General features: G+C 59.1%; 8 protein-coding genes and 6 pseudogenes. 6 read left to right on the forward strand and 8 right to left on the reverse strand.

Features of this window, described 5'->3' with window-relative positions:
• Positions 1 to 422: 422 nt before the first annotated feature.
• Positions 423 to 1616: a TlpA disulfide reductase family protein gene (locus EN824_RS19085; RefSeq protein WP_245458614.1), complete on the reverse strand. Its 1194-nt coding sequence runs from the start codon at positions 1614 to 1616 to the stop codon at positions 423 to 425.
• A 110-nt stretch (positions 1617 to 1726) separates the two neighbouring features.
• Entirely contained in the window at positions 1727 to 2002 is a 276-nt protein-coding gene (locus EN824_RS19090; RefSeq protein ID WP_126097371.1) for a hypothetical protein, read from the reverse strand.
• Positions 2003 to 2333: 331 nt separating this feature from the next.
• On the opposite strand from EN824_RS19090, the pseudogene EN824_RS19100 reads away from it, so the two are divergent.
• Positions 2334 to 2655 (forward strand): annotated as a pseudogene (locus tag EN824_RS19100) (hypothetical protein); the annotation flags it as partial.
• Here the strand turns inward: EN824_RS19100 and EN824_RS19105 are convergent.
• From EN824_RS19105 to EN824_RS36680, 4 genes and pseudogenes are all read right to left on the reverse strand, one after another.
• Positions 2652 to 3551, reverse strand: a pseudogene (locus tag EN824_RS19105) (aldehyde dehydrogenase family protein); the annotation flags it as partial. The pseudogenes EN824_RS19100 and EN824_RS19105 sit on opposite strands and share 4 nt — an antisense overlap.
• Positions 3542 to 4167 (reverse strand): annotated as a pseudogene (locus EN824_RS19110) (type II toxin-antitoxin system HipA family toxin); the annotation flags it as partial. The pseudogenes EN824_RS19105 and EN824_RS19110, both read right to left, overlap by 10 nt.
• Before the next feature lie 269 nt (positions 4168 to 4436).
• Positions 4437 to 4988 (reverse strand): insulinase family protein, encoded by a 552-nt coding sequence (locus EN824_RS36675; RefSeq protein ID WP_335930839.1) that lies wholly within the window; start codon positions 4986 to 4988, stop codon positions 4437 to 4439.
• Between the two features lie 49 nt (positions 4989 to 5037).
• Positions 5038 to 5373 (reverse strand): annotated as a pseudogene (locus tag EN824_RS36680) (hypothetical protein); the annotation flags it as partial.
• Positions 5374 to 5698: 325 nt separating this feature from the next.
• On the opposite strand from EN824_RS36680, the gene EN824_RS19120 reads away from it, so the two are divergent.
• From EN824_RS19120 to EN824_RS19140, 5 genes and pseudogenes are all read left to right on the forward strand, one after another.
• Complete coding sequence (locus EN824_RS19120) at positions 5699 to 6037, forward strand: helix-turn-helix transcriptional regulator (RefSeq protein WP_167498459.1); 339 nt, start codon at positions 5699 to 5701, stop codon at positions 6035 to 6037.
• Positions 6027 to 7343, forward strand: a complete 1317-nt coding sequence (locus EN824_RS19125; protein ID WP_126063913.1) for a HipA domain-containing protein — start codon at positions 6027 to 6029, stop codon at positions 7341 to 7343. The genes EN824_RS19120 and EN824_RS19125 overlap by 11 nt, the downstream gene beginning before the upstream one ends.
• Positions 7344 to 8785: 1442 nt before the next feature.
• Positions 8786 to 9318: pseudogene (locus EN824_RS36050) on the forward strand (IS21 family transposase); the annotation flags it as partial.
• A gap of 10 nt (positions 9319 to 9328) precedes the next feature.
• Positions 9329 to 9642 (forward strand): annotated as a pseudogene (locus EN824_RS36055) (ATP-binding protein); the annotation flags it as partial.
• A 192-nt stretch (positions 9643 to 9834) separates the two neighbouring features.
• Positions 9835 to 10464 (forward strand): hypothetical protein, encoded by a 630-nt coding sequence (locus EN824_RS19140; RefSeq protein ID WP_126080679.1) that lies wholly within the window; start codon positions 9835 to 9837, stop codon positions 10462 to 10464.
• On the opposite strand, the gene EN824_RS19145 is transcribed toward EN824_RS19140, so the two are convergent.
• Both EN824_RS19145 and EN824_RS19150 read right to left on the reverse strand, forming a co-directional pair.
• Entirely contained in the window at positions 10430 to 10675 is a 246-nt protein-coding gene (locus EN824_RS19145; RefSeq protein WP_126080680.1) for a tyrosine-type recombinase/integrase, read from the reverse strand. The two genes, EN824_RS19140 and EN824_RS19145, sit on opposite strands and share 35 nt — an antisense overlap.
• A gap of 763 nt (positions 10676 to 11438) precedes the next feature.
• Positions 11439 to 11894: a transposase gene (locus EN824_RS19150; protein WP_256748481.1), complete on the reverse strand. Its 456-nt coding sequence runs from the start codon at positions 11892 to 11894 to the stop codon at positions 11439 to 11441.
• Between the last annotated feature and the right edge of the window lie 332 nt (positions 11895 to 12226).

Genomic DNA, 12226 nt, shown 5'->3' on the forward strand with positions numbered 1-12226 from the left:
GTGGGTCCGGTGTTCCGGCATTGAAGTCCTGATATCAATTGTGCGACAGGCTGCCTCATCGAACCGCTGGCGGAGGCAAGCGTGGGCTGCAGTACCAGATCACAGGCATGCCGCCAGCGAGGCCCTCCCATGTGCTTAATGGCCATGCCGCCAAGATCGAATTCGCTACCGGCATGAAACCTTGGTGTGGTGGAGGTGTTGAGAGGCACCTGCGCCAGGCTGGCGAACGGTTAGTAGCGGGCAAAACCCGTAGCTCAGCTCATAGCCCGCCTAAACAAAGGCGGGCATCGTACAAGGCCGCAGTCCTTCGGACTTAGGTCCAAAAGAGCGGCCCAGGTGATTTCGCAAGCCGGGCGGGGTTTGCGCCGTTCGCATCAAGAGCTGTCCGCCCGGCCAGTTCTGTCCCTCACATAAGCTGGCGGTCAGCCGCAAACGGTATACCAGCTGTCGAATCGGCCATTGTTTGGAACCGCACACAGAGCGCCGTAACAAACCTTCTCACCCTTGAAGTAGGCCAGGAACTGCAGCAAATGGGATATTTCGCGCTGTTCATCTTCGTCCCGGATAAGCTCCGGACCGCCCTGCGACTTCAGTGCCAGTTCGATCAACTCGATCGCCCGATCTTTGTTGCCGCTCTCGTGATAGTAGAGGGCTGCCAAACGATAGGGCAGGAGCTTACGTTTGTCGCTTTCCGGGGGATTCAGTGCCAGGATGTGTTCGGACAGCTGTTTTCCCATCGCCAAGCGCTCAGCAGACGGAAAGTGCGAATGGTCATAGTTCGGAAAGAAGAGCTCGTCTAACGCCGCAACCATCCAATTCTCGGAGTTTCTGTTGATCGCGTCGCGAACGAATTGGCGCATGACGGGCAAGCCGACCTGCATGTCCTTCATTTTGTGAAGCAACAGATTCACATGAGAACGGCGGAAACCGAGGTTGTCCGGCATCAAGGCGATGCCTTCTTCGATCGCCGAGAGCGCCGTCCTCCAATTCTTTTTCTCCACCGCCGCCCGATATCTGTCATTGATCGGCTTCTTCAGCGCTTGTTCGCGCGCTATGGGTTCGCCTTCCGCGATCCGCTCCGCATCGGCGGATTTTGCTTTATCGCTGGTGCGCCAGCTGCCGTTAAGCACCTTCGGCAAGACCTCATCGAGTTCCGTCGGTGCACCAATAAAGGCGATGCAGCCGTCTCGGTCGACCACGAAACTGGTGGGAATCCAGAAAGAAAAGCTGGGCTCCATCCAAAGCTTGTCCATTTCGCCTGTCGAGTCGAATGCGATCCGATAGTTCAGATTCGGGAACTTTTCCGTCAACCAAGCGTCCAACGTGCTTCGGGCCTCATCGGCCGTTGGAGCGCGTTCACTAGCCGCGACTCCTACGATCTCAACGCCGCTTTCCCTGTATTTCTCCTGCAGCTGCATCAGATGGGGCATCCCGTCCACACACGAACCGCACCAAGTTGCCCAAAATTCGACGATGTACACTTTGCCAGGCTCGAAGCTGGTGAGGGGCTCGCCACGCAGCCAGGTTTCCGCTTGAATCGAAGGAGCCGGGGACTCGATCTGCAACACCACGTTGTTCTCCAAAGCCGTTGTCAAAGGTTGTGAGATTTTCTGCACGAGCTTATTTCCCTCTCAGAGACGGCACACGGTTCAGGGGAGAGAACATCCTCGTCTGCTCCATTGCATACCGTCCTGCTGCAAGCGTTGCAAGGTCCATGCCAGCGGGCTCAGCGCGCAAGTGCATGAATATGCTTTGAAAAACCTCCGTAGTGCCCGGATGGCGGTTGGATTGAACCTGACAAATTTCTGCCTTTGTCAGGTTTTGAACGCGCATTGCCCGTGTTTCGCGCCGCCAGAAAAGCGTGGCCCATCCGCACGATCCTGAAGCCCAAACCGTCGAACCCGTGCGACACCGCCGCAATCATGTCGCGCCATGCATCGATGCCAAGCGCCTCGGCGTTGAGCTCGCAGCACGCCAGAGACATCATCGACGAGACGTTCAAGCTCTACCCGGGAACGGGAAAACGGCCCGAGGTTTGGCCTTGGTCGGGACGGCCGAACGGCAATATCGCCGAGAGGGAAAGACGCAGAAGAAGATCATCACACCCGGCGAGCCGAAAGTGTCGGCAAGCCATCGCAGAAGGCAGCAAACATGCAGGCCCAGACGTATCGCTGGGCGATCTGAGGGAGTGGCATACGTCGCGCGCCTGGTGCAGAAATTGCTCGCATCATGCCGAAGTAAGGTCGGCCGCGCTAATCCGCCGGTATGGCAAAGGCGCGCTATTCAGCACGGTCGAGGGCACTTGGTTGCCCGGGAATTGAACCGGCTCATCACTGGTCAGTGACAATGCCAGCGAGTTCATCTCGAACGCCATCCTCTCCTGCGCGGATCAGAACCGGTCGAATGGCATTCCATGCGCATGGCAAGCATCGCTATCGCCTGTGGCGCGCCGACTGCAACACCGCGCGGCCGCACTCCCAAATCGCCTGGCAGACATCGGCCGAGTTCGCCACCACCTTCAACCCGCGACGGTCGCTCGCGCTGCGCTATGCGAAAGGTTCCGCGCCAGCGCCCGTCGCTTCACCCGCCCAGCAGCGCACAACCCACGCCGGAAACGAACCCAAAACTGGAGAAACTCGGGGCGACGTCATTTAGATTCCACCCATGCAGAGGTACTTCATTCCGAGGTAGTCTTCGAGCCCGTGGCGGGAACCCTCCCGCCCGATGCCGGACTGCTTCAAGCCGCCAAAGGGCGCCGCTTCCGAAGACATACGCCCGTATTGATGCCAATCATGCCATCCAATGCCTCGGCCACGCGCCAGACACGCCTCAGGTTCGAGGCATGGAAATAGGCGGCGAGCCCGTAATCGTGTCGTTTGCCTCACAGATGACCTGATCCGCATCGTGGAAGCGGATGATCGGCGCCAACGGCCCGAAAGTCTCCTCTTGCGCAACCGCCATGATGCTGGAGATCTCGGTGAAGACTGTGGGTTTGAAAAAGGTGCCATCCTTGCCGATATGTTCGGCCGCGCATCGAATTATCCCACCTTTGGCAACGGCATCTGCGATGTGGGACTCGATCTTGGCCAAAGCATGCATGTCGATGAGTGGTCCGACGTCCACTCCCGGAGCGAAGCCGTCGCCAACCGATAAGTGCCGGACTTTCTCCACGAACTTCTCGACGAACTCATCGTGAACGCTCGATTGGACGTAAAGCCGGTTCGATGAAACGCGCAAGTCTGGCCGGCATTGCGGAACTTCGCCTGGATCGCGCCGTCAACCGCAGCGTCAATATCCGCGTCATCGAAGACGATGAAGGGCGCATTGCCGCCGAGCTCGAGGCTGACCTTCTTGATCTGGTCCGAGCGCTGGCGCATGAGCAGTCGGCCAACCGCGGTGGAGCCTGTAAAGCTGATCTTTCGGACCTTGGCATTGGAGCAGAGTTCGCGGCCCCACGCGACCACCTTCGGTCGCATAGACCCAGGTTGACGACGACGTCAGGAAAAGCCGGCTTGCTGCGCGAGGGCAAACATTGCACCTAGCCGTGCCACGCCACGATCAGATCGAGCGCGGCTTCGTTGCGTGCGGGTTCTGTGGTCAGTGGAGGGCGGAGGAAAAAGCGCTCGGCGTGCTCGCCCTCGCGATACCGCTGGTTCGCGCCGGCAAGCGCCCATGTCGCGTCGGCAGCGCCCTGGGCGCTGCCGTATTGTTCTATGAGGCGGTTCGCGATTGCCTCGCGCATCGTCTCGCCGATGGATGCCGCGTGTTCGCTGCGCAGGCGGAAAGCTTCGAGGAAGCGCTGGCGCATCGAGGAGACGTCGATCCGGAATTCTCCCATTCCATCATCGACAACCGCTTGAGCGACTGATGGGTGGTCGGGAGCTGCGTTCTGAATGATTTCCAGCAAGCGCAAGCGCGTGCGCTGTATTCGTCGCCCGCTCAGGAACAGGCGGCCATCCCGGGTCGGGCCGAGAAGCACAGCGCTCGCCGCCGAGAGGTAAGCGTTGGGATACAGGTATTTGGCGATGGCGTGCTTGAGTATCATGGCCTCGATATCCTCCCCGGCATCGAGATAGATGCCGCGCATTAACTGGACGAGCTTGCCCGTTTCAGCCTGATAGTGGCTGCGGGTTTTATCGATGTTTTCACAACGAGGTGAAGGGCCATTTCTAAAGTTCCCTGAGATACGGGAAAGCTAGCATAATCATCATATTCAAGAGTTTCTAACTTTCCCGTATTTGGTATACGCAAAAGTTAGAATACTTTCTCGGAACGACGGCATTCTTCGGGGCGGGAAATCGAATCACGGGAGAGAACCTGGTCTGCGAGGGCGCGCAGGCAGTCTCAAGGCGTTCATTCTGCCACACCATAATCGGATCAGCCACACGTAGTTCGGCGAGTCCTTCAGCTATTGTAGAGCGTGGGATTATTCGCTGTCACGGGCCAACGCCCGGCCGAAAGCAGCTTCTTCGCCGCCGCCCTGCCTGGTCGAGGATCACCTGCTCGATGAGGGCCGGGCGGCGCTGGATGTAGTCCATGCCGAGTTTGTCGAGCTGCAACCCGACAAGCGTGGCGGAAATCGACCTGGAGGAACCCAGATTGTCGATAGCATAGGCGCCGATCAGATACTTCTTGCTCGCTTCGAGTTCGGCCGCTGTTGGGCCTGTGTCCACCAGCTCGTTGATTGGTTGTGTTATCAGGTCGAGCGTCTCGGCCGCCCTGTCGGCGCGCGTCGACGTCGTCACGACAAGCATGTTGGAATGCTGGTAGCCTTCCAAGCTGGACGAGACACCGTAGGCAAGGCCGCGCTTTTCGCGCACTTCCTGGAACAGACGTGAGGTAAATCGTGAGCCTCCGACTATATCGTTCATCAGCTGTCCCGCGTAGAATTCCGGGTCGTTGCGTCCAATGGCGGGAAAGGCCAGCTGGAGCGAAGTCTGGTGGAGGGCGTATGCGACCTGCGTCCGCTCGGCGCTTCGGGGTGACATCAGGTACGGGGGCGAGCGCCTGTTTCTGAGGCAAATCGCCGAACAGCTGGTCGAGCCTTGCTCTCAGGGCTTTGGCATCTATGTCGCCTACGACCGCCACATGCAGCCCGTCGCGGGCGAAAGCGGCTTTGTGGAAGGCGCTTAGATCGGAGGGCGTTACGCTGGTCAGGCTCCCTTGGGCGGTCTCGAATACGCCGTAGATTCCGCGCCGCCAGGCCAGCTCGGCGATCGCGTGAGGTTCGCGCTCATTGGCAATGATTTCGGAGAGAAGCTGGGCGCGTATGCGGTCGAAAAGTGCTGGTATAGCCGGCTGCGAGTCCCGCCGCCGAGGATGTCGGCCAGTAGTCGAGCGCCTCGGCCTCGCACCAGGGACCGCCCATCGAATGACTCATGCGAGGCGTCTCAAGGCTGTCCGCGATCCAGCGCCAGATCTCCGCCTCGCCCGAGGCGCGCAGAGCTGGCCGGTTGTGCAGGAGCCGTAGGCAATATTCGCCTTCCTTGTTCGGACGTGTAACGCTTGCGTCTCCCGTCGCATTCTACCTGGCTTTCCGAACGTAGCCGTGATGCGAACTCTTGCTGCATATAAAGTCGAATCAGGGGGATTGAGTCATACGATACGGAGTCTTGACTTTGGCAGTCGCTCTGCGACATTACCTATATAAAGGTCGAAAGATGGTGATATGGATCATGCATAGGTCACGGAGACCCGAATGACGGCAGCGCATAAACGCACCTATTCGCGCTACGCGATGGAAGCGCTTGGCCTTTTCGGTAAGACCATCCGGCTGGGCCGGATGCAGCACCGATTAACCGCACAGGAGTTAGCCGAGAGAATCGGTGTTTCACGCAGCACCCTGCAGCGCATCGAGAAGGGCGATCCCAAAGTCGAAATCGGACTGATGTTCGAAGCTGCTGCCATTGTCGGTGTGAAGCTGTTCGATGCCGACGGCAATGGCATCACAGCCCTCACAGGCCGCATTGACGATCGCATCGCGCTGCTGCCGAAGCACGTCTACAAGGCCGGCAAGCAGATCGTCGATGAGTTCTAAGGTCCCCAAGTACGACGAAGCCTATGTCTGGGTCTGGCTGCCGGGCGAGACCGCGCCGGTTGTCGCCGGGCGGCTATATGCCCATGACGGACTCGTCAGCTTCAACTATGGCAGGAGCTTTCGTGAACTGGGCAGCGCGATCCCGCTTTATCTCCCGGAACTGCCCCTGAAGGCAGGCGAATTGCCTTTGCTTCCTGGCCTAACCATGCCGGGATGCATCCGCGATGCTGCCCCCGATGCCTGGGGACGACGGGTTATCCTAAACCGCAAATTCGGTGTGAAGGGCGATGAAATCGCGCGGCTCGATATTTCAGAACTGACGTTCCTGCTGGAATCAGGCTCGGACCGCATCGGCGCGCTCGATTTTCAGTTTTCGCCCACGAATTACGAGCCGCGCGCACTGGCCAATGCCACTCTCGAAGAGCTTGTCCAATCGGCGGAGCGGGTAGAGAAAGGTATTCCGCTCACCCCCGAATTAGATCAGGCGCTGCATCACGGCAGCTCGATCGGCGGCGCAAGGCCAAAGGCGCTGATCGAGGATGACGCCGTCAAGCATGTCGCGAAATTTTCCTCGTCTGCCGACCTTTACAGCGTCGTCAAAGGAGAATTCATAGCCATGCGGCTTGCCGCCTTGTGCGGCATCAGAGCGGCATCCGTCTCGCTCGTTCGCGCCGCAGGCAACGACGTGTTGCTCGTCGAGCGATTCGACCGGATCAAGGTCACGGGCGGCTGGCAACGCAAATCCATGGTCTCAGCGCTGACGATGCTCGCGCTCGATGAGATGATGGCGCGTTACGCCAGCTACCAGGATTTGGCGGAGATCATTCGCCACCGATTCACCGCGCCGTCGGAAACTCTGCGCGAGTTATTCAGCCGCATTGTCTTCAACATACTTTGCGGCAACACCGACGATCATGCCCGCAACCATGCGGCATTCTGGGATGGGGCTAAGCTCACCCTCACGCCTGCGTACGATATTTGTCCGCAGGCCCGCAGTGGCCAGGAGGCCAGCCAGGCCATGCTCATCAGCGGCAATAACCGCATGAGCCGGATAGCGTCCTGCCTTGAAGCCGCGCATCACTTCCTGCTCAGCGCGCCGGAAGCTCTTGCGATTGTTGAAGGCCAGCTCCGATGCATTGCGGAGAATTGGCCGCGTGTTAGCGAGGAAGCTACGCTATCCGGCACAGATCGCAATCTGTTCTGGGGCCGACAGTTCCTCAATCCCTACGCTTTTACGGCGCTGGAAGGAAGCGCCGACGTTCTCCGCGCTCTGGCTGACGAACTACGCAACAGTGTTCACGCCTGATCCGGCGCTGGATTTCGGACAAGCTCGGCAAGCGTAAGACGCCCACAATATGGACAACCCTTGCCGTGCCAGGACGAAGATTGAACAAACGGCTCTTCAACAGTGACAACGTGCACTGCGGAGAGATGTGGAGCTGACATCGCAAAAGCCCAAGACGCGCGACTTCCCGCGATACAACTCCACATAACTGAGCGTCTACAAGCGGTGCAGCCAGCCAAACATCCAGCCATCAAAGCGATGATCGTCTGATCTTTTGCCGATGACATCACGTCGGGGAAGACTTGTTCGAGCGCTTGCCGCTTCATATCGATACCGGCCTGGGCGTAGCGCATCGTTAGTTCAGCCCGAGTGGCCTGGCCATCGACTGATGGTGGCGATGTCAACACCCGCCTTGACGAGGTGGATGGCCGTCGTGTCCCGCAAAGGGCGATGATGGATGCTTTTTTCCGCCAGGGTGGTTCCTTCGCCCGCAGCCATGTGTGCGCAGCAAGTATCGAACACCGAACCGGGTGAGCAGTGTGGGGCGGTCGTTGCTTTGCTCGGCGGGACAGGGCGATACCAGACGAAGGTCACAATCGAAGAGTCAGGATCCCTGAACTCGTGCATCCGTATTGAACATCAGCGAAAACAGAGCGTAATCCCGCTGTCCAGAAGGCGTGCGGCGGTCGATACGCGCCAGGACGCTCTTGATTTCCGGGCTCATCGAGATATTCGACAGGTGCCACCCACGCGCTCTCTTGAAGGGAAGTGTCACCACCAGTTGCAGCGTATCCTAATATTCGGGGTGCTCCGAAATCAGGAACCGCGCAAAGGCATCCATCGCCGCCAGCCTTGCATTGCGGGTCGCAACTGCCACGCTCGACCTCAAGTGATGTGAGAAAGCTGCCCATCCTGTCGGTATTGATGTCGGAGACCGCTTCTTTCAAGAATATCTTCCCGCTCTCCCGCGGCATGAGCCCGTGGCATGCTTCGGCCCAATGCTGTGGATTGATGTTTCTTCATGCCACAACCTCGCTGACGAGACCGCCGAAAGCCCCTTCAAAGCGGTCGGTGGCGATCTCTCGCAGCTTTGGAAGGTAGTGCATTGATTTTTCGTGGAATGGGGACCCTGTTTAAAGGGTGATTTTCGTCCAAACGGGACCCTTTAACGATGGGGTCATCAAGATGCCTCCGGCTTGATCGGAGGCATTTGTGTTTTGGATGTTGGTTTTAGAGACGATTGCAAAGATACGTCGGCTGTCGCTGGTCCAGGGGAAGTCGATCAAGGCGATCTGCCGTGAGCTGAAGATCTCGCGCAAGGTGGTGCGCAAGGTCCTGCGTTCTGAGCAGACGGAGTTCCGCTACGAGCGCAAGCACCAGCCCTATCCCCGCATGGGAGCTCGGCGTGAGACGCGGGACCGGCTGCTGTCGGCGAATGCGGCCAAGCCGCAGCGGGAGCGGCTGCCGGTCGCTTCGACGGCTTCCACTGCATTCCCCCGTCGGTGTCGAAGACCTGCACGGTGCGCTTCGACAACAACAAATACTCGGTGCTGTCGAGTGCCGTCGGTCGGCCCGTCGAGATCCATGCTTATGTCGATCGGATCGCATCCGCCAGAGGATGGCGTGGTCGTGGGAGAACACGTTCGCTCCTTTGGCCGCAACGAGGTCGTCTACGATCCCTGGCACACGGCGCGCGCCGTTCCTTAGCTGGGTCGTGCGGTCGGCAATGGAGAAGGTGCGGCGCAGCTCAAGGCGGTTGATGACGTCGACCGGCAGATGGTGTTGATCCTCACCTGGGTGCTGACCGACGGATTGAGCGCGGTCGAGGCCGCCTGTCAGGAAGCCATCGAGCACGGTGCATCGTCGGCGCCGGTGATCCTCAACATCCTGGCCCGCAGCCGCGATCCGGCGCCGGGCACGATCCTTTCCATTCCCCAAGCGCTGAAGCTAGCTCACGAGTGTCGCCGACTGCACCCGCTATGACAGTCTCAGGAGGACAAACAGCCATGGAACGCACCGAGGTACTGGAACTGATGGGAGCGCTGAAGCTCTACGGAATGCGCAGAGCCTATGACGAGATCATGGGCGCGTCGCCATCAAGCGACGGCACGAGCCGCCCAGGATTGTCGGTGATCTCTTGCAGGCCGAGATATCGGAGAAGCAGGCCCGCTCCATCAAATACCAGTTCGCTGTCGCCAAGTTGCCGCTGGCCAAGGACATCGACGACTTCGACTTCGCCGACACGCCGGTCACCCCCTGATGCGCGATCTCGCCCGGCCGCGCCTTCGTCGCCGATCAGCGCAACATCGTCCTGGTCGGCCGCCTTCACGGGTCACCCAACTCGCGCGGAAGGTCGACCGCATTGCGACGGGCGCGTGTCGACTTCCCAACAATGTCAGACAGGAGACGCAACGCTATCGGAGCGATCGCATTGCCCGAAACGATTTTCCCAGTTGGCACGACAATTGCGGTCCTATGCGCAAAAGCAAACTAGACCTGAGAGCCGCACCGCATGAATGTAGCCTCCCAATATCTGCCGCTTGTGGCGCATCACGAAGCCGGGCACGCGGTGGCCGCCATCGTTTTGCACCGTCAGACGTTCGACGACGACCGTGAACTCCCTGCTTTCTCAAGTGTTAGTATTTACCCCGACGCCGGTGACGGAGAGTGCGGTGGTGTTGTCGAAGGCGCGGGTTTTTATTCAGCGCAAGGATTCACCTCGAAGCGAAAGCCGATTTTCGAGGACGATATGGATCGATGTTTGGAACGCGATGATGCGATCCGGGAGATAGTTGCGTGTCTGGCAGGTCCTTTTGCAGACTCCGCATTCGAAGGCTATCTGGACCCGCGCGATATGGCGATGAATGCGTCCGATGGGAATGAGGGGAGCTGCGACTACGCGGATGCCAAGCGAATCTATGGTGAGTTGCGGTTCCTGATGCCGCGCCGCCCCGATTGGGGGCGGATCGAAGATTGCACGGCCCGGCTAGTACTCGATCACTGGTCGGCCATCGAAGCATTGGCCGCGCATTTGCTGGTCAAGCATGATCTCCAATTCGATGAGGCTCTGACGATTGTTGCGCCGCATCTTCCGCCCATGCCAGCAGCTACGCCGCCAGAGCGTCATCCGCAGCCTGCTTGATCAGCCATTCGATGTGATTTGACCACATCTGCAACACCTCGCGCTTCTCCTTGACTTTGCTATAGAGATTGTAGATTTCGCCAATGTCTGTCAAGGACGCCGCCTTGTGATTCAGTATGTGCTCGATGACGTGTGGCAATACCTGCCGCCTGCCGAGATTTGTCGCGAGCGTCCTGCGCAGATCGTGAAGGGTCCAGTTCTCCAAAGCCACCCCGTCAGTATTGACCTTGCCGTCTAGAGCCTTCTTGCCCTTCGCGTAGCCTGAGAAGTGGCTTCTTTCGTTGCCCCTCGCAGGGAAAAAAACGTGTCATTGGTCTTCGGTACCGTCTGGGGGACCGACACCGCCAGTGTGGGCAGCGGAATAAGCGTAGGCTCTTCGTTCTTCGTGCGGTCACCCGATAGTTCCATGTTCCGGCTTCAAGGTTGAGGACCAACGCATCGCGGCAACTTCCGTACGCCTCTGTCCGGTCAGAATGAGCAGCTTGACGATGGAGCCGAACGAATAGCCGATATCGCCCGGTTCGGGCTCACAGCCCGTTCATATAGCCGCCAGTTCGGCATCGTTCACCACTCGCTTGCGCTTGACGATCGGGGCCGGATCCGGATTTTCCAATCCCTCGCGGGGAAACCGCGGATGAGCCGTTGCGGCGGTTTGCGACACCAGTTGAAAAATGCCCGCATACACCAGAAGGCCGTGTTAGCCGCTTGCGGGTGACCCCCGGCGACGATCTTCTTGGTGACGTTAGCAATGTCGGTGTCGATCACATGGTGGATAGAGCGACTCCCGAGGGCAGGCACAAGATACCGGTTCAGGCTGGCCTCGACCAGTGCGGTGTTTTGAGGGTCGTTACTCGGCGGCCTGGAGGTGACCGCCATCGCCGTCCTCGGTATCGTCAGCGCTGATATGCGCCTGATCGGCAAGGAAGGCTGGCAGTTCCGATGGAGCTATGCTGGAATTTGGGTGACGAGGCTGATCAAGCGGCGCTCTGCGGCTTCGTTTCGATGACCTGGATTCCGTCCAGGAACCTGGCACCTGCGATGAGTTTCGGCAACTGATTTTGTCCTTTCAATCGTCGCCACTTCCTGGCCGCGGCCAACAGCTTGAAGACCATCAGCTGGGCGGTTTTCGAGGATAGCGAGCCCTTGGTACGCACCGTGCGATAGCGAACGGTTGCAAAGACGCTTTCGATGGGATTGGACGTTCGCAGATGATCCCAGTGTTGGGCGGGGAAATCGTAGAGCGCCAGCGACGCAATATGATCTTTCGTCAGGCAGTCGACCGCCTTGGCATACGCCTCGGCCTCCATCTCGATCGCATGCGCAAGCAATTTGCGCGCGCCGCTGCGAAGTACATCCGTCAGGGTATCATCGATTTCGTCGGGCTGACGAAGGCGAACAATGTGTTGATAGTCTCGTTCATGGCGTATCACTCTCCTTGAGAGGTACTGGCAGGCTTCATCACCCGCCTCGATACGCCGCTCTCCTCAAGCCGCCATCATCCAGTTTCCGCCATGGCTCCCCCTGATTGATCCGCTTCACCTGTGCAACTGCACAGGCTGCCCTAGCGGGGAGATTGGCCTCCAATGGCGAAAGCTTGCCGCAGGAGACCCTCCGATGACCGTGCCTATGGCGCCGCCGCTACGACAACTTGCCGACAAGCAGCGTGCGATCCACTGCCGCGCTACTGCGCCTTCAAGGGACGTCTGGATCGCGACGCAGGAGCCGATGACTGTTACGGGATCAATTCCAGGTCGCGCTGGCC

It is taken from the genome of Mesorhizobium sp. M8A.F.Ca.ET.181.01.1.1 (genome assembly GCF_004792025.1).
In the GTDB taxonomy this organism is placed as follows: Bacteria; Pseudomonadota; Alphaproteobacteria; order Rhizobiales; family Rhizobiaceae; genus Mesorhizobium.

What these genes read in the sequence shown, in the direction of transcription:
- EN824_RS36675 (WP_335930839.1), bottom strand. Translation starts at nt 4,988, where the DNA reads ATGTCACCCCGAAGCGCCGAGCGGACGCAGGTCGCATACGCCCTCCAC.
- EN824_RS19120 (WP_167498459.1), top strand. Translation starts at nt 5,699, where the DNA reads ATGACGGCAGCGCATAAACGCACCTATTCGCGCTACGCGATGGAAGCG.
- EN824_RS19125 (WP_126063913.1), top strand. Translation starts at nt 6,027, where the DNA reads ATGAGTTCTAAGGTCCCCAAGTACGACGAAGCCTATGTCTGGGTCTGG.
- EN824_RS19140 (WP_126080679.1), top strand. Translation starts at nt 9,835, where the DNA reads ATGAATGTAGCCTCCCAATATCTGCCGCTTGTGGCGCATCACGAAGCC.